Below are 19,864 nucleotides of genomic sequence, written 5' to 3'. Positions count from 1 at the left end.
GACGCGCGGTGGTTGCCCAGAGGCCTGTACGGGCAAGGCGAATCCCGATCAACACACAGAGATCTCAGCCAGCCGAGCAAGACGGGAGAAGCCCGTCAAGGAGGCGGCACCCATCCTTGGATCAGCGCCTATTTAGGTCCATGTGAGGCCGGTGCGTGCAGTGCAGGCAGGCGAGACGGCGCCTGAGGTCTTGTTCCCATGCGGCCAGCGGGACAGGCACCCCAGGCGTCGTGTCGCGCTGCGCCCCTACCCAACCTCTGACAACCGGTCCCAAGCAAACCACTTGTTATTCCGCGAAGGGTGAATCATGGCAGTATCCCGAGAACGTGTCCGCAAGCTAGTACCTGGCCTGGTGGCCGCCCTGGTCCTGGTCTCCCTCTACGTGGTCGCGCAGAGCCGGGTAGCGACCTACGGCGCGGACTCGGTGGCCGCCCAGTACAAGTTCAAAGAACTGCCGATCGCGATGCCCGCTGGGTACAACGACCAGGAGATGAAGACGATCCGGCCGGTCAACCGGGCCTACAAGAAGATCGCGGCATGGATCTCCTCGGTCGGGGCCAGCATCGCCATCAACGACTTGATGGGCAACGGGCGCGCTGACGGCATGTGCATCGTCGATACCCGCACCAACGACGTCGTGGTGACCTACACGCCGACCGCGCCGGCCACCGACCGGTTCACGCCCTTCGTGCTGGACGCGAGTCCGCTGCCGATGGACGACGCGATGGCGCCCACCGTCTGCACACCCGGTGACTTCAACGGCGACAGCCGGATGGACCTGCTGGTCTCCTACTGGGGCCGGACCCCGATCCTGTTCCTGGCCAAGGCCAACGCCACCACCTTGTCGAACGCCGCCTACCGCCCGCAGGAGCTGCTGCCCTCGGAGTCGTTGGACGGCAGGTACCACGGCCCCCGGTGGAACACCGACGCCGCCTATGTCGGCGACCTCGACGGTGACAGCCACCCGGACATCATTATCGGCAACTACTTCCCCGAGTCTGACGTGCTGGATCCGCACGCCCAGAACAACGTCGAGATGAACGACTCGCTGTCCACCGCCAAGAACGGCGCCGGCGACCGGGTGCTGCGCTGGCACAGCGCGACCTCGGGGGACAAGCCGAGCACCCACTACATCGAGCAGCGGGGCGCCATCCCCTACCAGCTGTCCACCGGCTGGACCCTGGCCATCGCCGGCGCGGACCTGACCGGCAGCGGGCTGCCCGACATCTACATCGCCAACGACTTCGGCCATGACCACCTGCTGCACAACATCTCGACCCCGGGCCAGATCAGGTTCGAGGAGGCCAGCGGGCAGCGCGGGCCGGCCACCGCCAAGTCCTTCGTGCTGGGCAAGGGCTCGTTCAAGGGGATGGGAGTGGACTTCGCAGACCTCAACGGCACCGGCAAGTTCGACATCGCGGTCAGCAACATCACCACCAAGTGGGGCCTGCAGGAGAGCAACTTCATCTTCATCAACCAGGCCAAGGACAACGCCGAGATGAAGGACAAGCTCAGCCGCGGCATCGCTCCGTTCAAGCAGGAGGCCGCCAAGTACGGCATGGCCTGGACCGGCTGGTGCTGGGACGTCAAGATGGGTGACTTCCTCAACAACGGCGACCTGTCCGTGCTGCAGGCCACCGGATTCGTCAAGGGGGACATCGATCGCTGGCCATGGCTGCAGGAGATGGCCATGACCAACGACGACCTGCTCAGCAACCCCGCGATGTGGCCGAACGTCGGACCCGGCGATGACGTCGCCGGCGACCAGCACATGGCTTTCTACGCCAAGAACTCCGACGGCAAGTACGTCGACATCAGCTCTCAGATCGGGACCGACGTGCCCATCCCGACCCGCGCCCTCGCGCTGGCCGACACCACCGGCACCGGAGTCTTGGACTTCGCGATCGCGCGGCAGTGGGGGCCACCGGCCTTCTACGCCAACCTCTCTCCCAACAAGGGGAACTTCATCAACCTGCACCTCTACCGGCCCGCGGCTGACAAGAGCGCGGCCGCAGGCACGGGGCTCGCCAACATCGGAGCACCGGCCTACAACACAACGGTGACCGTGACCACCCCGAACGGCAAGAGGATCTCCCAACTGGACGGCGGCAGCGGCCACGCCGGCGGTCGGAGCTTCGAGGTGCACTTCGGACTCGGTGACTACGACGGCCCGGCCGACGTGGAACTGCAGTGGCGCGACGGGAACGGCCAGCTGCACAAGCAAACGCTCACAGTGACGCCTGGCGTCCACTCTCTCGTCCTGACGGACACTGTCCAGGAGGTTTCCAGCCGATGACCGCCACCGTCCAGCAGCAACCAGCAGCACCCAGCCCGGCGGCGCCGGTAGCGGCCCCGGCTCCCGCCAGCAAGCCGAAACCAGATCCGCGCTACATCGCGCTGCGGAACTTCGCCATCTCGATCAGCGTGCTGAACATCTTCGGCTACGCCTGGCTCGGTTTCGAGCAGCCGTGGTTGTGGCCGATCCTGGCGGTCCTGGTCGGCTACGCCACCGAGATCATCTTCGAGACCATCAGCGCCTGGGTCCACCGGCGACAGCCGAAGTTCATGGGCAACGGCTTCCGTGGCCTCTATGAGGCGCTGCTGCCCTCGCACATCACCGCCCTCGCGGTCAACATGCTGCTCTACGCCAACAACCAGTTCTGGCCGGTCGCGTTCGGCGTGGTGGTCGGCGTCGGAGCCAAGCATGTCCTGCAGGCCCCGATCAACGGCCGGATGCGGCACTTCATGAACCCGTCCAACTTCGGCATCACCGCGGTGCTGCTCTGCTTCAGCCACTGGTGCAGCATCGCGCCGCCCTACCAGTTCAGTGAGAACGCGAACACATTCTTTCGGGTGATGATCCCTCTGATCATCGCCGTATCCGGAACGGTGATCAACGCAATGCTTACCAAGAAGATTCCCCTGATCGTCGGCTGGCTGGGCGCATTCGCCATCCAGGCCTTCGTCCGGCACTGGATCTGGGATGTCTCGCTCTTCTCCGCGCTCGGCGCGATGACCGGAATCGCCTTCGTGCTGTTCACCAACTATATGATCACCGACCCCGGCACCACGCCCTCCAAGGCCCGTAACCAGTTCATGTTCGGCTCCTCGGTGGCCTTCGTCTACGCGGTGATGATGCAGTTCAACATCGTCTACACCCTGTTCTTCGCCACCACCGTGGTGTGCGGGCTGCGCGGGCTCGGCTGGTGGGGCGCGCACTTCATCGCCCAGGCGAAGCAGCGGCGCGCGGTAGCGGCCATCGCCACCGACCGCCCGCTGGGCCAGAACCCCGCGGCGGTGGCCGTATGAGCACCGATCGCATCGCAGTCGTCGGCATCTCCTGCCGCTATCCCGACGCCGATTCCCCTGACGAGCTCTGGAAGAACGTCCTGGCCGGACGCCGCGCCTTCCGCCGGCTGCCCGACGAGCGGATGCGGCTGGAGGACTACTACTCCCCCGACCCGGCGGCGCCGGACCGGTTCTACTCGCAGAAGGCCGCGGTCATCGAGGGCTTCGAGTTCGACCGGGTGAAGTACCGGGTGGCCGGCAGCACCTACCGGTCCACCGACCTGACGCACTGGCTGGCGCTGGACACCGCGGCCCGGGCGCTGGCCGATGCCGGCTTCGCCGACGGCGACGGGCTGAACCGGCAGGGCACCGGCGTGGTGATCGGCAACAGCCTGACCGGTGAGTTCAGCCGGGCCAGTGTGATGCGGCTGCGCTGGCCGTACGTCCGGCGCACCGTCGGCGCGGCGCTACGCGAGCAGGGTTGGGACGACGCCACGCTGAGCGGGTTCCTCAACCAGCTGGAGGGTCGCTACAAGAGCCCGTTCGCGCCGGTGGATGAGGACATGCTGGCCGGCGGACTGGCCAACACGATCGCCGGCCGGATCTGCAACCACTTCGACTTCAACGGCGGCGGTTACACCGTCGACGGCGCCTGCTCGTCCTCGCTGCTGTCGATCACCACCGCCTGCAATGCGCTGGCCGAGGGACAGCTGGACACCGTGATCGCCGGCGGGGTCGACCTGAGCATCGACCCGTTCGAGGTGATCGGCTTCGCCAAGACCGGCGCGCTCGCGTCCGGGGAGATGCGGGTCTATGACCAGCACTCCAACGGCTTCTGGCCGGGTGAGGGTTGCGGAATGCTCGTGCTGATGCGCGAGCAGGACGCGATCGCCCAGGGACGCAAGCGCTATGCCACCATCGTCGGCTGGGGTTACTCCTCCGACGGCAAGGGCGGGATCACCCGCCCGGAGGCCGCCGGGCACCAGCTTGCGATCGAAAGGGCCTACCGCAGCGCGGGTTTCGGCTTCGAGACCGTCAACTACCTGGAAGGCCACGGCACCGGCACCGCGGTGGGCGACGCCACCGAGCTGCGCGCGTTCTCCACGGCCAGGCGGCTGGCCGACCCGGCTGCCGCGCCGGCCGCGATCAGCACCCTGAAGGGCAATATCGGCCACACCAAGGCCGCAGCCGGCGTCGGCGGTCTGCTCAAGGCCATCCTGGCCATCCACCATCAGGTCATCCCGCCGGCGACGAGCCACATCGACCCGCATCCGGAGTTGCTCGGCGACCGGCCGGCGCTGCGGGTACCCAGCACGGCCGAGCTGTGGCCGGCCGACGGGCCGATCCGGGCCGGGGTGTCCTCGATGGGCTTCGGTGGCATCAACACCCATGTCGTCCTCGAGCAGGCCGGCGGCGAGCGCCGGACGGAGATCCCCGAGGAGATCCAGCGACTGGTGCGCTCCCGGCAGGATCACGAGCTGTTGCTGATCGACGCGAGCAGCATCGCCGACCTGCGCGGCCGGATCAGCCAGCTGGCGGCCATGTCGCCACGGATGTCCTTCGCCGAGCTGAGCGATCTGGCCGGCACCCTGCAGGCCGGCCTCGCCGATCGCCCGATCCGGGCAGCGGTAGTCGTCAACAGCCCCGAACAGGCCGAGCGCCAGCTGGGCAAGCTGCTGATGTTGCTGGACAACGGCGCCCGGGCGGTGCTGGACCCCGACGGTGGGCTGTTCCTCGGCAACGCCTCCGCCAGGCCCCGGATCGGGTTCCTGTTCCCCGGCCAAGGCGCCGGGCGGCGCGATGACGGCGGCGCGATCCGCCGCCGCTTCGAGGTGGTCGAGGAGCTCTATCGCGATGCCCTGCTGCCGAGCGGGGCCGGCCTGGCCGACACCGCCGCGGCGCAGCCGAGGATCACCGCCTCGTCGGTCGCCGGCCTGCGGCTGCTGCGGCTGCTCGGAGTCGAGGGGATGGCGGCCACCGGGCACAGCCTGGGCGAGCTGACCGCGTTGCACTGGGCCGGGGCCTACGACGAGCCGACGCTGCTCGCGATGGCCACCGCACGCGGCCGGATCATGGCCGACACCGGCGTCAGCGGCGGAGCCATGGCAGGCATCATGGCCTCCGCCGAGCTGGTCGCCCCGTTGCTGGCGGGAGAGCCGGTGGTCATCGCCGGTTACAACGGCCCGCAGCAGACGGTGGTGTCGGGCCCGGCCGATGCGGTCGACCGGGTCTGCGCCGAGGCGGCTGCGAAGGAGCTGACCGCGATGCGGTTGCCGGTCTCGCACGCCTTCCACTCCGACCTGGTTGCTCCGGCTGCCGATGAGCTGCGCAGGTACCTCCTCGACCGCGAGCCGTTCGCGCCGGTGCAGCGCCGGGTGGTGTCCACGGTGACCGGCCAGATCCTGGCGCCCGACACCGACCTGCGGGGCCTGCTGGCCCGCCAGGTGCGCGAGCCGGTCCGCTTCGTCGAGGCGGTGACCGCGCTGGCCGGTGACGCCGACCTGCTGCTGGAGGTCGGCCCGGGCACGATCCTGTCCCGGCTGGCGGCCGAGATCGCCCCGTCGGTCGTGACGATCTCGCTGGAGACCGACAGCAACTCACTCGCCGGCCTGCTGCGGGCGGTCGCCGCGTGCTACGTGCTGGGCGCTCCGGTCCGGCACGAGGAGCTGTACCGGCACCGGTTCACCCGGACCCTGGAGCCCGGCAAGCAGTTCCGGTTCTTCGCCAGCCCCTGTGAGCAGGCGCCGATCGATGAGGTCGGGCCCGGGCTGGCGGGCACTGCGCTGCCGCCCGTCCCGGCAGTGCCGGCTGCGGCGCTCATCTCGGCTCCGGCCGACCCCGGCGCCCCGGCGTCACAGCAGCACGGTGGCGAACCGGCGCCGGGTGAGGCTGCCACGGCTCCGGCGGGACCACCTCAAAGCGCGGTGGACGTGTTGCGGCGGTTGGCGGCCGAGCGGGCCGAGTTGCCGCTGGAGGCCGTCAGCGCCTCCAGCCACCCGCTGGACGAGTTGCACCTCAGCTCGATCACGGTCGGCCAGATCGTCAACCAGGCCTCGCGTGAGCTGGGCCTGGCCGCTCCGATGGCGACCTCGACGTTCGCGACCTCCACGCTGGCCCAGCTGGCCCAGATGCTCGACGAGCTCGGTGAGAGCGCTCTGGAAACGGACCAGCCGGTGGCAGCCGCCCTCGGTATCGCGCCGTGGGTACGGGCCTTCGGAATAGACCGGACGCCGGCGGCCGCCGGGCCGGCGGCCGGGCCCACCGGCGCCGGGAACTGGCAGGTGTTCGCCAGTGACCGGCACCCGCTGGCTGCTGAGCTGCGCAAGTCCCTGCAGGCTGCGAACCTCGGTTCCGGGGTCCTGCTGTGCCTGCCGCGCGACTGCGACGAGAGCCACGTCCCGTTGATGCTGGCCGCGGCCAAGGCGGTGTTGACCCTGCCGGGGCCGGCCCGGTTCGTGGCGGTCGGGGACCGGCGGGGGGCGGCCGGGCTGGCCAAGACGCTGTGCCTGGAGGCGCCAAGGGTGGCCACTACGGTGATCACCCTGCCGGTGCCGCCGGATCTGGCGGCCGACCGGGTGACGGCCGCGGTGCGCGGCATCGTCGCCGACGTCGCTGCCACCGGCGGCTTCAGCGAGGTCAGCTACGACGCTGACGGAACTCGCCGGGTCCCGGTGCTGCGCCCGCTGCGGCTCACCGCCTCCCCCGACGGCTCGCCGTTGACCGAGCAGGACGTCCTGCTGGTCACCGGCGGCGGAAAGGGGATCACGGCCGAGTGCGCGCTCTCCCTCGCCCAGGACACCGGAGCTGCGGTCGGCCTGCTCGGCCGGTCCAGCCCGGACAGCGATGCCGAGCTCGCCGCCAACCTCGAACGAATGGCAGCGGCCGGCGTGCGGTACCGCTATGTGCGGGCCGACGTCACCTCAGCCGATGAGGTCAAGGCGGCGGTCGAGGAGATCCGCGGCTCCCTGGGGGCGGTCACCGCCGTCCTGCACGGCGCCGGGCGCAACGAGCCGAATTCGCTGCTCAGCCTCGACCAGACCTCCTTCGAGCGCACGCTGGCGCCGAAGATCGGTGGGCTGGAAGCGGTTCTCGCGGCAACCGATCCGGGTTCGCTGCGGCTGCTGATCACCTTCGGCAGCATCATCGGCCGTGCCGGCCTGCGCGGTGAGGCGGACTACGCCACCGCCAACGACTGGCTGACCGACCTGACCCATCGGGTCGCCGAGGACTACCCCGAGTGCCGCTGCGTCGCGCTGGAGTGGTCGGTGTGGTCGGGCTCGGGCATGGGTGAGCGGCTCGGCGTGCTGGAATCCCTGATGCGGGAAGGCATTTCCCCGATCAGGACCGAGGAGGGCATCGAGATCCTGCGCAGGGTGCTCGCTGACCCCGGCGCTCCCACCGCCATGGTGGTGATGGGCCGTGCCGAGGGCTTGCCGACGATCACCCTGGAACAGCAGGAGATTCCGCTCCTGCGGTTCCTGGACCGGACGCAGGTGCACTACCCCGGCATCGAGCTGGTCGCGGACGCCGACCTGTCGGCCACCGGCGACCCCTACCTCGCCGACCATCTCCTGGACGGGGATCTGCTGTTCCCGGCGGTGCTGGGAATGGAGGCGATGGCCCAGGCCGCGACGGCGCTGACCGGCAACGAGCGGCCACCGGTGCTCACCGACGTGAAGTTCCTGCGTCCGATCGTGGTGCCGCTCGACGGTCAGACCACGATCCGGATCGCGGCGCTGGTCACCGACGACGGCGATGTCGAGGCAGTGATCCGCAGCAGCGACACCCGGTTCCAGGCCGATCACTTCCGGGCGACCTTGCGGTACTCCCAGAGCCTGGCCGAGACGGTCACCTCCGGTGGCCGGCTGGACCTGCTGCCGCTGGATCCGGGACGGGACCTGTACGGCTCGGTCCTGTTCCAGGGCGGGCGGTTCCAGCGCCTGCTGGGGTACCAGCAGCTGGCGGCCAAGGGATGCGTGGCCGAGATCCGGAACCGGGCATCGGCGGACTGGTTCGCCGGCTTCCTCGCCCAGGATCTGGTGCTGGCCGACCCCGGCACCCGGGACGCGCTGATGCACACCATCCAGTGCTGCGTGCCGGATGCGACGCTGCTGCCGGCGGGCATCGAGCGGCTGTACCTGGCCGATCCCCGTACCGTGCAGGCGAACGAGCAGGTGACGCTGCATGCGGTGGAACGGCACCGTGACGGCGACACCTACCTCTACGACCTGGACGTCCGCGACCCGGACGGCAAGCTGGTCGAACGCTGGGAGGGCCTGCGGTTGCAGGCGGTCCGCAAGCAGGACGGCTCCGGCCCGTGGCTGGCCAGCCTGCTCGGGCCGTACCTGGAGCGGCGCACCGAGCTCGCCCTCGGTGGCGCCAGCCTGCGGTGCGGCGTGCTGCCGGGTGACGGTCAACCGGGCAGCTCAGCCCTCGGCCAGGCCGATCGGCGCGCGCAGACCGCCAAGGCGCTCAGCTGGGCGCTGGGTGAGCCGACCACGGTGCGCTATCGACCCGACGGCAAGCCCGAGGTCGACGCGGGCGTCGAGGTCTCGTCCTCACACGCGGCCGGGCTGACGTTCGTGGTCGTCGGCGGCTCCGCCCCGGTCAGCTGTGACGTGGAAGTGGTCACCAGCAGGTCCGAGCAGGACTGGGCCGACTTGCTCGGCCGGGAGCCGTTCGCGCTGGCGCAGCTGCTTGCCTCCGAACGGTGCGAGGACCTGTCGCTGGCCGCCACCCGGGTGTGGGGAGCCGTCGAGTGCCTGCGCAAGGTCGGCCGGGCCCGCATCGAGCCCATCGCGGTCGACGAGCCGCGGGCGGACCGGTGGGTGAGCTTGCGTTCGGGGACCGCTCGGATAACGACGTTCCCCACCACGGTGCGCGACGTCTCTGACCCAGTGGTGTTCACGATGTTGACCGAAGGGGGGAATTGAGTATGGAGCAGTATTACGAGTACCGGCACCTGGTTGGTTTCGAGGAGACGAACCTGGTCGGCAACGTCTACTACGTCAACTATCTGCGGTGGCAGGGCCGGTGCCGGGAGATGTTCCTGCGGGAGCGGGCGACGGCGGTGCTGGATGATCTGCAGAGCGATCTGAAGCTGTTCACGCTCAAGTGCGAGTGCGAGTTCCTGGTGGAGATCACCGCTTTCGACGAGCTCTCGATCAGGATGCGGCTGGAGGATCTGACCCAGACCCAGATCGGTTTCGCCTTCGACTACGTCCGGCTCCGTGACGATTCCGAGGTGTTGGTGGCTCGAGGCCGGCAACGGATCGCCTGCATGCGCGGACCGAATACCGATACCAAACCCACCCGGGTGCCGGCGCCGTTGCGGGCGGCGTTGACGCCGTTCGCGATGACCGCCTCGGCTCCGGCGGGCCGAGCACACAGCCTCGCCGGCGCGGCAGGCGGCGGCTAGCTCTGCCGGCGGGCAGGGACGGTTCGGCGAACCCACCGACGAGGCCATCCTGAGCGCGAGCTCGAATGGCCTTTGTCGGGTGGGCCTTGCTCGAAGCAGCGCGCCCATGGAGAGCCGAGCGGGTGCTAACAGCGGCAAACGTGCCCAAAGGCGGGCAGCCAGCTTTCCTATTTCTAACATAATGCACAAGATGCCTCTCACCCAAAAGCGGCAGGCGGTAGAGTCCCGCCCATGGCGCGACGTGGATACGGACAGATCTGCGGGCTGAGCCGTGCCCTGGAAATCGTCGGTGAGCGCTGGGCGATGCTCATCGTCCGGGATCTTCTCCTCGGGCCGAAGCGGTTCACCGACCTGCGGCAAGGGCTGCCACGCATACCCACCAATGTGCTGTCAGCGCGATTGAAAGAGCTGGAGCAGGCCGGCGTCCTGCAGCGGCGGATCCTGCCTCGCCCAGCCACTGCCGTGGTCTACGAGCTCACCGCCTACGGCCAAGAGCTCGAGGGCATCCTGATGGCGCTGGGCCGGTGGGGCGCCAAGTCGATGGGGCCGCCTGAACCCGATGACATCTACACCGCCGATTCGCTGATGATGGCCCTGCGCACCAGCTACCAAATCAACGACTACGCGCAACCTTCAGCGGATCCGGTCAGCTACGAGGTGCGGGTACCCGGAATCGTCATCAGCCTGACCGTGCAGGACGGCGAGCTGGGCATCTCCGGCGGTCCGCAGTCCGACCCTGACCTGGTGATCGAGGCCGGCGATGGTTTCGCCGCCCTGCTCACGGGCACGCTCAGCCCCACGGAGGCCATCGAGAACGGCAGCGTCCGGGTGACCGGTGACCCCGAGCTGCTCACCGAGTTCGCCAACACCTTCCGGGTCTGACCCGAGCCCGTCGGCCGCCCGTTCAGGCCGGTTCTTCGGCGGCGCCAGCCAGCGACGTCCACGACCAAGCCGGGCCGCACGCCGACCATGGCGCCGTGGGTCCGCGGTTGCCCGTAGTGGGGTAGGGATCGGTCCGTCCGGGCCCCACCAGCTCCCGGATGATCTCCAGCGGCGGCCGCAGTGCTGGTTGGGTCATCTCTCCTACCGCCCGGCTGCCGAGAGCTCGAGGAGGACCAGGCTGCCGGACTGCCGCACCCGGATCGCCATCGGGGTGCCAGCTGCTCCATCGCCCACAGCTCGGCGCCGGACCGCTCCTCGATCGCCAAGGTCTGATGTTCCCTTCGGACCGGCTGCCGCAGCCTCGAGGCCGTGCCCCGCAGGCTGGTCTGAGGACGATCGTGCCCGCGCTGCGGCTGTGCTGCCTCCTCGGCGGTGCGACGATCGAGGTCGGCTATCCGAGCGGGTGTGGGGTCGCTCAGCCGCCGGAGAGCATTCGGTCGACGACGGCGGCGAATTCGGTGGGCTGGACGCCGAATCCCTGATGATCGCCGGGAAACTTCACGACCTCGACGCCGAGCCGGCCGGCAACCTCCAGCGCTGCCTGATGGGGCGCCTGGCCCCGCGAGGCCACCCCGACCCCGATCACGATCTTGTTCCGGACGGTGCTCAGCATCTGGATGTCGGGCAGGTAGCCGGCCGCCTGGCGCATCTGGTGTGCGAAGAAGTGCTGCATGTTGGCTTGGGAGCGGCGCATCAGCGCTCGGGTACGCGGTGACAGCGTGGCCAGGTCCGGCAGCTGGCCCGCCCGGGCTCCAGGCTGCCCGACCCGCGAGGGGCCGGGACCACCGACCGCCTCGATGCCGTCGAGGAACCGGCCCATCGCTACGCCGGGCCCGTGGCTTCGGGACAGCTCCTCCAGCTCGTCGAGGAAGTCCTGCCATTGCCAGCTGTCGGGCAACAACGCCATCGCCGCCGGCTCGTGGGCGATCAGCCTGCGCACCATCTCGGGATGCCGGGCGACCAGCTCGAGACCGACCAGGCCGCCTCCACTGGATCCGAACACGTACGCCGGCTCCGAGGTGAACGCCGCCAGGATCCGGTGCGCGTCATCAGCCAGCACCTCGACGCCGACGTCCTCGGCCGGCCCGTCCAGCCGGCTGCGCGACAGCCCGCGCATGTCGTAGGTGACCGTCAGGTACTTGCCCGACAGCCGGGTGGCCAGCCCCGCCAGGGCGCCGGCGTCGGCGGCCGCGCCGGCGATCAGCAGCAGCATCGGACCTGCGCCTGAGACCTCGCAGTGCAATCGAGCTCCGGGCACCGTCACGGTCTCGGTCCTGGTCGAGCTCATCGCACCGCCTCCCTGCCACAGTCGAACCAGCGACATCATGCCCGAGGCCGGGCGGTTCGCCGCCGGACGGCCGTTCGGAATCGTGGTGCTACTGACGGAACAGCGCCGGATCCATGATGCGCAGCGCGTCGGCCACCGTGACCGGAAAGCCCGCTGTCTCCAGCCTCTCCCCAGGTGCTGTCGCGGCTCCGGAAACCGGGCGCCGGACGGCCTCCGCTGCCGAGGATGCTCAGCGCTCTCACCCGAGCCCGGCCGGTTGGAATGGTGCTGAGACTGCCGTGCGAGTGATCCCCGTAGTGTCCGCTGCTGCCCATATCAAGATGCGTACACGGCACCCATGGCATCCCATGGCGCAGTCAAGGCAATAGGCTCGATCATGCTTTACGACCGTCGCAGGTGACAGCCCGGGCTGCGGCCAGTGGTAATCACTGAGAACTTGAAAAGGCCCTGGACTTTTCCGAAGAGACTGCCTGGGCGCCATGCTTTCCGTATTTCCGGCACGGCGTGCGGTGGGCAGCCGCACCGGCGCGTGGGCCTCCCCCGGGCACTCCTTGCGCGGTCCACGCGCCGGAATGCGCCAGATTAGCGGAAGGGTTCGCGGACTCGCTCTCCTGATCTGCCGTACTCGCTCCTGTGCTTCAGCTGTGGATGGCTTGCTCGATAAATGGCGCCAATCATGTCAATTGCTATCGTGACTAGTGGAGTTACTGCTTGACTTATGTTTACTCCCGGAGTCAATCGCAGAGCATTCAACTGTCGCCACTCATTTATTGCTGTAATGTTCCATCTCTACCCACAAAGCCGACATAACTGCTTCGATATGCCGGCGCACATTGCAGCCACCACCTTGCCGTCACCACCTTGCCGTCACCACCTTGCCGCCGCCAACGCGGCCAGCGCCTGGCAGCGGCGGCTCGCGAGTGCTCAGCCGGTCCGGGCGCCAGCCAGCTCGCAGCTCGACCTAAGGCGGCTGCTCATGGCCGGCGGGTGTGCAATAGGGCCAAGACGTCCGTAAACCAGCCGGTTAGGTTGCCATCCACGCTCGTGGTTGCCGCCTGCAACCTTGATAAGGGTTAAGCATCGTCGCGGACCCGTCTGCTCGCATGCCTTGGCGACTCCCCTGCCCGAGTCCGGACTCGTCTTGGTCCCCTGCGAGCGAGATCTACCGGATTGACGGCGCCCCTGGCCGTCCGCACCTAAGCCAGTAAACGCCGAACGCCGCCGCCAGGGTCGCCGCCCCGACCCATATTGCCGGCCTCTGCAGACACTCACCGCCGCTTCTTCGGTCGTGCGCAACCTGCAGGAAAACTTCCCTTTCAGCCGTCGTAGCGGCAGACTAAAGGTGGCCCGCAGCGACGGCTCAACTGCAGCGGGTTACGTCCCGAGAGGTGGTATGTCGCTTTTACACACATGATGCTAAGGTCAGCTTCGCGAAGCCCGGCCAATGCAGTAGTACTCATCAAGAATATCAAGGTGGGCACAATTATGTCATTATCCATGACAATTCGCGTATTGGCTCAGTTGATGAATGTGGCATTACATTTCCGGGACAAGTCTTAAAGGGCGCTGCGCGCCAGGCGTTTGCTTCGTCGTCTCGTAAAGCGTACGGACGATAACTGCGCCCGCCACGGCTCAGCCAACCTGGGCCTCTTATGTTCATCCCCTAAGGCATCTTGAATGGTGCCAGACTCGAGCTTTGCTCTAAAGATCCAAGGAGGAACTGTGCAAAATGCCGTCGAACGCGTGATCACCAATATGTGGGAGCGGTACGACGAACCGTTGTCCCTCGAAGAAATGGCGGACATGGCGGTATTCAGCCGGTTCTACTTCTCGCGCGTCTTCCGCAGCATCACGGGCACCTCGCCGGGCAGGTTCCTGACGGCGATCCGGCTCTACAAGGCCAAGAACCTGCTGCTGGAGACCACCATGAGTGTCACCGACATCTCCTACCAGGTCGGCTACAACAGCCCCGGGACGTTCTCCAGCCGGTTCACCCGCAGCGTCGGCATCTCGCCGGCTCGCTACCGATGCCTGTCCGAGACCGGCATCCCCGCTCCGCGCTGCCAGGCCGCCAGCGGCCAGCATGCCGGCGTGGTGCGCGGCTCGGTGATGGCGCCGGAGACCGGCGTGCCGACCCGGATGTACGTCGCGCTCTTCGACAGCACCATCCCACAAGGCGCCCCGATCGCCTGCGCCGTGCTCGACGGCGGCGATAGCTACGAACTCACCGCGGTGCCCGACGGGCAGTGGTTCCTCCACGCCGTCGCGGTGGCGGTGCACGATCTCGATCCCCGGCCGTGGATGCGCAAGCCGGTGCTGCTTGCGGCGGGCCGCCCGGTGAAGGTGGTGGCCGGGCGCACCGTGATGGCCAACGTCGAACTCCGGCCGCCGCGGCAGACCGACCTGCCGATCCTGCTGGCCCTGCCCGAGCTGGACAGCAGGGCGCCGCGGTCGGCTCGCGACACCCCTGCGGAGACCGGCTGGCAGCGACCGAGCACGCTCGACCCGGTTGCCTCCAGCAAGAACTGGGCGAGCAATTCGCGCCTGGTGGTGACCTGAGGCGCGCTGCGGCGAGGCCGCGCCGAGACGACCAGAGCGGGCGCACCTGATGGCCAGGTGCGCCCGCTCTGGTTGTGCACCGGGCCGGCGGACGGCCAGCCCCCGAGCGGGGCGCCACCAGCCCCGCAGCGCCCCGGCTCAGCGCGCGGAGCTGACCAGCATCGGCAGGCCACCGCGGACCCGCAGCGAGAGCATCGGCTCGGGCACCACCCGGTAGCCAGGAGCCGTGGTCAACCGCAACTGCCGCACCATCGAGGAGAGGACGAACACCGCCTCCATCATGCCGAGATGATTGCCCACGCAGAACCGTGGACCGGCGCCGAACGGGATGTAGGCATAGCCCGGCCGGTTGGCCGTGCGGCCCGGGTCGAAGCGCTCCGGGTCGAAGCGCTCCGGGTCGGCCCAGAGTCCCGGATGCCGGTGCATGGTGTACGGGCAGATCAGCACGTCAGCCCCGGCCGGCACGTGATACCCGCCGATCTCGTCATCTGCCTGCGCCAGCCGCGGCAGGATCCAGACCGGCGGATACAGCCGCATCACCTCCTCGATGACCATCGAGGTGTAGGTGAGGTGGCGCAGGTCCTCATACGTCGGCGGCCGGTCGGAGAGCACCTCGACAGCCTCCTCGTGCAACCGCTGCCAGACGTGGGGATGCTTGTCCAGCAGGTAGAACGTCCAGCCGAGCGTGCTTGCCGTCGTCTCGTGCCCGGCCAGCAGCAGCGTCACCAGCTCATCGCGCATCCGCTGCTTGCCCACCGCCGGGTCGGGCTCCTGCCGGGTCGAGTCGATCAGCCGCGTCATCACGTCATCGCCAGCCCCCTCGCCGGTGCGGGCGAGCCGGTCGGCAACCAGGCGGTCGACGACGTGCTCGAGGTTCGCCCGCGCCTTGCGAAAGCGCAGTTGCTTGGGCAACGGCGCCCACATCGGCACCTTGCCCAGCGTCACCATCTCGAACATCGCCTGGTCCTGGACCGCCTCGAAGGAATGCCCGACGCCGGCGTAGACGCTGAGGTCGGCATCGAGCAGGGAGTGGCCCAGCACCCCCAGGGTGAGTCCGGTCATCTCGTGCATGATGTCGACGGGCCCGCCGCCCAGGTGCTGGCTCAGCCGCTCCACCAGGCTGGTCGCTTCGGCAGCGATCACCCCGGCTTGCTGGGCGATCCGCTTGGCCTGGAACACCGGCTGGATCATCTTGCGCTGCTTGCGCCACAACTCGCCCTCGCTGGTCAGCAGGCCGTCACCGATCGCGCGCTTGGCCTGCACGAGCCCGACGCCCTTGTGATAGTTGGCGGCATTGTCGGCAAGGACGTGCTTGGCGAACTCGGGATTGTTGAACAGGTAGAGGTTCTTCGGGCCGATCGCCAGCCGGACCGCGTCGCCGTACCGCGAAGCCGCCAGGTTCATCAATCCGAGCCGGTCGGAGGCCAGTTTGCTGACCAGGCCGAGGGTGGCCGTACGGGGCGGGCCGGGCGGGGTGCGCCCTCGCTGGCTGAGCGCGGCAGTCGGCGCCGCCATCGCCTAGACCCGTCCGAGCGTGACGAAGGCGCTGGCGACCTGCTGGCGCCAGAGCTCGTACGCCGGCAGGTCATCGGCGACCGGACCCTCAGGGCGTTGGCTGATGCTGACCGACGAAGCCTGCTCCGGGGTCAGGCCCCAGAACACCTGGGTGGCCAGCTCGGTGTGCGCGGTCACCAATCCCGCTTCGACCCGTGCGGTCGCGGCGAACGCCGAACCCTGAGCAACCTGCGGGCGATACTCCCCGGCCCGATCGGCGAAGGCGCGCAGCTCGTCCTCACCGGCGCCGCCGGCATAGGTGGCCGCCAGGCCCGCGCCGCTCCACAGGTCCGGCTGCCGGGACTCCGGGAACCTCTCGATCATGCTGGCCACCAACTCCGCCTCGGTGCCGCCGACGAACCACAGCGCCCGGCCGATGCCCTGGTCGATCGCATGGTTGGAGTACCACCGCTGACCTTCGACAGGCCAGGGGAACTCCGGCTCCTGGTACTGCCCGGTGACGTACCTGTCGGTCTTGAAGTAGGCCTGGTGGAAGCCGAAGCCGTCCAGCACCAGCCATCGCATCAGCGGATCGGCGACGGTGACCCGCGACCACCGGAACCGGGGCAGCCTCGCCATCGCCCAGCCCACGCCGATGTAGGCCATGTAGGCGTGCTGGCGGCCACGGCCGGCCAGGAACGCCGACACGTGACCGCTGCCGCCGACGGGCAGGCCGTCCAGCACCGCGTAGCCCATTGCCGCGCCCTCGTAGGCGAAACCCCGGAACTGCGGTGGAACCCGCTCCAGCCGCTGCTCGCACTCCGCCGTCGTCCGGGCCTCCACGGCGGCGCCGTAGCCGGTGAGGAACGTCGCGCCCACCGTCTCCAGCAACTGCTTGGACGCGGCGTCCTTCTCATGGAAGCCGCGGACATCCAGCTTCGTCGCGGACATGGTGGGGGTGAGGATGCGGCGCCGCAGCGCCCTGATGCCGGGCAATGTTGTCTCCCTCGACGGGTCGGTGCGACCGGGGGTGGGTGTGAACAGTGATGTTCGCAGCGGCACGAAACGGCCGCTTACTCCGTTGTGCCTACTCCGGCGCCCGTGCCGGCTGCCGGTGGCGACCGAGCCGATCGCCAGGCTCAGGACGGCGCGAGGTGGGCCCGGATCCGCCGGCGCCAGATCTCGTACTGCGGCACCGGTCCACTGCCGCCGGGCTCGACCTCGGTGCGGTCGGCCAGGGCGGCGGCGCCCTCGATGGACAGGCTGGTCAGTTGCTCACTGGCCATCACGGTGTGCTCGGGAACGAAGCCGGCATCGGTACGGCCCTTGACCGCGAACACCGATCCGAGCGCGAGCTCCGACCAGTGCTCCCCGGCGGACCCGCGCAACCGGGCCATGCCCTCGGAGGGGCAGCCACCGGCGAACGTCGCCGCCAGCCCGACCCCGCTCCACAGGTCGGCCTGCCGGGACTCGGCGAAGCGCCGCACCGCTCCGGTGACCTTGTCCGGGTCGGCGCCGAAGATGAACCACAGCGCCCGGCCGATGCCCTGGTCCACCGCGCGCAGGAAGTACTCCGGCGATCCCTGCCAGGGGTAGGGGCTCGGGATCTCCTGCCGGTCGACCCAGCGCTCGGTCTCGAAGTAGGCGCGGTCGAAGCCGTAGCCGTCGACCGCCAGCCAGCTCATGGTGGGGTGGTAGCGCGAGGACAGGTCGGGCAGCACCTTCTTCCACAGGGGACGGGGCAACCTGGCCATGGCGAAACCAATACCTATATAGGCAAGCAGGATGTGCTTCTCGCCCGCCCCGCTGAGCAACTCCCGGGTCCGATTGCCGCGGATGGTGTCCAGGATCGTGTACGCCATCACCGCGCCCTCATAGGCGAAGCCGCGCTGCTCCTCCTCGATCAGGCGCAGCCGGCGGTTGAGGTCGGTGAGGTCGTGCGCGGCGATCGCCCATTCGAACCCGCACACCACTGCCTGGGGGACCGCCTCGAGCCGATCGGTGGCAGGTGTCGAACAGATCGGGAACCCGCGGCCGGCGAAGCTCACCTCCTCCAACGAAGGAGCCAGCACCAGTCCCCTGATCGAGCCGAGAATCGTAGGCAATGTCTCTCCTCAGGTCGCAACGGTCTGACGTACTCCCCGTCACCCGGAGGCTGACACCGGCCCACCGGTACCGTCCGATCAAGCAGGACGGCGGCTTTCCGACACGCTCGGACACCAGCCGGCCGCGGGAGCGGAGGGTCGTCCGCATTCGCCGAATATTGACCGTCCTGGACGCCTGGCGCCTCTTGACAATTGCCGTACTCGTCCGAGTTTATGCCTTGGACATTTCGGTCTGCCAGCCACCCGGCGCGATTGCCGACCACCGCACGAGCGGAGGTGCGTCCGCCGGACGCCGGATGCCACCCTCGCTGCGGGACGGACGGCGGCTCTTGCGGGCCGGCCGGCATCGCCCCTCAATCGCTGAGAGATCCGGGCTCCGGCCGGGCAAGGAAAGGCGCCAACATGGTCGACATTCACCCTGGCGAACTCGCGTCCACGCGCGCTGCTGAGCGGTCCCGGCGGGGCCGTACGCTGCTGATCGGGTTGCTGGCAGGGCTCGCGATGGCCGTGCTCTGGTCCTTCGAGCTGGTCGACACCACCATCGGGCAGAACATCGCCGAGACCGCTCTGGGTCATGACGCCCGGACGACGCCGATCAGCGGCCTGCTCTCCGGCGCGCTGTTCGCGTTCGTGACCGGTGTCGCAGGGTCGTTCACCGCCTGCAACATCGCGGTGTTCGGCGCCGTCGGGCCGATGGTGGAGCAGCAGCGGCGGCAGGGCATGCGGTCGATGCTGCGCCCGCTGGGGTGGCTGGTGGCAGGCATGCTGCCGGTCTCGGCGCTCTACGGCGCGGTCGGCGCATGGTGGGGAACCGGCATTCCGCAGCTGTCCACCGACAAGGTGGGTGACATGCCGGTGCGGCTGGTGCAGTCCTCGGTGGTCTTCGGCGTGATCGGGCTGGCCCTGCTCTACCTCGGGCTGGCCGAGCTTCGGATGGTTCCGGACCCGCTGGCCAAGCTGCAGCAGCGCTACCCGAATGCCCGGCTGGTGGTGCTCGGCGCGCTGATCGGCGGCTTCCTGATCGGGCGGCCGTTCGGGCTGTTCCACAAGATGTTCCAGTACGCCGCCGAGCGTCACAACCCGCTCTACGGCGCCGCGATCTTCGTCCTGCAGTCGTTGGGGAACATGCTGATCATGGGGCTGCTGTTCCTGCTGCTGACCGTTCTCGGCCGGGGCTGGCTGGTGCGTTGGATGACCGCCAAGCCGGGCCGGATCACCACCGTCACCGCCGTCTCCTTCCTCGCCGTCGGCGTCTTTACCGTCGTCTACTGGGACATTCGGGTGCCGTCGCTGTTCGGTTTCGGCTGGTTCCCGGTGATGCCCTACAACAACAGCTGACAAATTGCCTATGCCCGATTGGCCCATGCGGGCAGTAGGCTTGCCGGCACCCAGGGTGAGCAAGGCCGGCCGAGAGGACTCGCATGGAAAGCGCTGCCTTACTGAGCCTGCGGTTCAACCCTGAGGCAGACCTGCTCGAGGCCACCCGGGAGTGCGAGGCGGACGTGTTCCTGCGGGTCTACGGCAACACCCGGCAACAGTTGGAGGACGAGTACGGGCCCTACGAGCCGGCCTCGGTGTTCATCGCCCTGGCCGACGACCGCGGCGACGTGCTCGGCGCCTGCCGGCTGATCCGGCCCAGCGAGCTCGGGCTCAAGAGCCTGGACGACGCCGCCCGGCCGCCCTGGTCCCTGGACGTGGCCAGGTCCGCCCGGGCTGCCCGGCTGGACCTGACCCAGACCTGGGACGTGGCGACGCTGGGGTGCCGGCGCG

Annotated in this window: 12 protein-coding genes and 1 pseudogene; 8 read left to right on the top strand and 5 right to left on the bottom strand. The window is 68.8% G+C overall.

All coding sequences use genetic code 11. The features are described from left to right. Positions 1 to 307: 307 nt before the first annotated feature. The 5 genes from VF612_RS12690 (at position 308) to VF612_RS12670 (ending at position 10,588) form a co-directional block, all read left to right on the top strand. Complete coding sequence (locus VF612_RS12690; RefSeq protein WP_408660218.1) at positions 308 to 2,296, top strand: CRTAC1 family protein; 1,989 nt, start codon at positions 308 to 310, stop codon at positions 2,294 to 2,296. After that, complete coding sequence (locus VF612_RS12685) at positions 2,293 to 3,309, top strand: hypothetical protein (RefSeq protein ID WP_408660217.1); 1,017 nt, start codon at positions 2,293 to 2,295, stop codon at positions 3,307 to 3,309. Before VF612_RS12690 ends, VF612_RS12685 begins: the two co-directional genes overlap by 4 nt. Continuing rightward, positions 3,306 to 9,221: an SDR family NAD(P)-dependent oxidoreductase gene (locus VF612_RS12680; RefSeq protein WP_408660216.1), complete on the top strand. Its 5,916-nt coding sequence runs from the start codon at positions 3,306 to 3,308 to the stop codon at positions 9,219 to 9,221. Before VF612_RS12685 ends, VF612_RS12680 begins: the two co-directional genes overlap by 4 nt. 2 nt (positions 9,222 to 9,223) lie before the next feature. After that, positions 9,224 to 9,706, top strand: coding sequence for an acyl-CoA thioesterase (locus tag VF612_RS12675; protein WP_408660215.1), 483 nt, complete (start codon positions 9,224 to 9,226; stop codon positions 9,704 to 9,706). Between the two features lie 231 nt (positions 9,707 to 9,937). Then, entirely contained in the window at positions 9,938 to 10,588 is a 651-nt protein-coding gene (locus VF612_RS12670; RefSeq protein WP_408660214.1) for a winged helix-turn-helix transcriptional regulator, read from the top strand. A gap of 22 nt (positions 10,589 to 10,610) precedes the next feature. On the opposite strand, the gene VF612_RS12665 is transcribed toward VF612_RS12670, so the two are convergent. Further along, a complete protein-coding gene (locus VF612_RS12665) occupies positions 10,611 to 10,784 on the bottom strand; it encodes a hypothetical protein (protein WP_408660213.1) in 174 nt (57 codons plus the stop codon). 279 nt (positions 10,785 to 11,063) lie between these two features. Further along, positions 11,064 to 11,936, bottom strand: coding sequence for an alpha/beta fold hydrolase (locus tag VF612_RS12660; protein WP_408660212.1), 873 nt, complete (start codon positions 11,934 to 11,936; stop codon positions 11,064 to 11,066). Positions 11,937 to 13,658: 1,722 nt separating this feature from the next. On the opposite strand from VF612_RS12660, the gene VF612_RS12655 reads away from it, so the two are divergent. After that, positions 13,659 to 14,495 (top strand): helix-turn-helix transcriptional regulator, encoded by an 837-nt coding sequence (locus tag VF612_RS12655; protein WP_408660211.1) that lies wholly within the window; start codon positions 13,659 to 13,661, stop codon positions 14,493 to 14,495. 138 nt (positions 14,496 to 14,633) lie between these two features. Here VF612_RS12655 and VF612_RS12650 read toward each other — a convergent pair whose 3' ends face one another. The 3 genes from VF612_RS12650 to VF612_RS12640 all read right to left on the bottom strand — a co-directional run bounded on the left by VF612_RS12650 (position 14,634) and on the right by VF612_RS12640 (position 18,094). Beyond that, positions 14,634 to 16,010: a cytochrome P450 gene (locus VF612_RS12650; RefSeq protein WP_408660210.1), complete on the bottom strand. Its 1,377-nt coding sequence runs from the start codon at positions 16,008 to 16,010 to the stop codon at positions 14,634 to 14,636. A gap of 3 nt (positions 16,011 to 16,013) precedes the next feature. Continuing rightward, complete coding sequence (locus VF612_RS12645; protein ID WP_408660209.1) at positions 16,014 to 16,985, bottom strand: DUF1702 family protein; 972 nt, start codon at positions 16,983 to 16,985, stop codon at positions 16,014 to 16,016. Between the two features lie 143 nt (positions 16,986 to 17,128). Then, positions 17,129 to 18,094 (bottom strand): DUF1702 family protein, encoded by a 966-nt coding sequence (locus tag VF612_RS12640; RefSeq protein ID WP_408660208.1) that lies wholly within the window; start codon positions 18,092 to 18,094, stop codon positions 17,129 to 17,131. A gap of 402 nt (positions 18,095 to 18,496) precedes the next feature. Here VF612_RS12640 and VF612_RS12635 point away from each other — a divergent pair, with 402 nt between their 5' ends. Together VF612_RS12635 and VF612_RS12630 are read left to right on the top strand one after the other, a co-directional pair. Next, positions 18,497 to 19,432, top strand: coding sequence for a hypothetical protein (locus tag VF612_RS12635; RefSeq protein ID WP_408660207.1), 936 nt, complete (start codon positions 18,497 to 18,499; stop codon positions 19,430 to 19,432). A gap of 83 nt (positions 19,433 to 19,515) precedes the next feature. After that, positions 19,516 to 19,864 (top strand): annotated as a pseudogene (locus tag VF612_RS12630) (hypothetical protein); the annotation flags it as partial.

Origin of the sequence: Jatrophihabitans sp. (assembly GCF_036388195.1) — a bacterium.
Lineage (GTDB): Bacteria > Actinomycetota > Actinomycetes > Mycobacteriales > Jatrophihabitantaceae > Jatrophihabitans_A.
The sequence above is the reverse complement of the archived record's forward strand: the minus strand, read 5'-3'. Positions and strand labels throughout refer to the sequence as shown.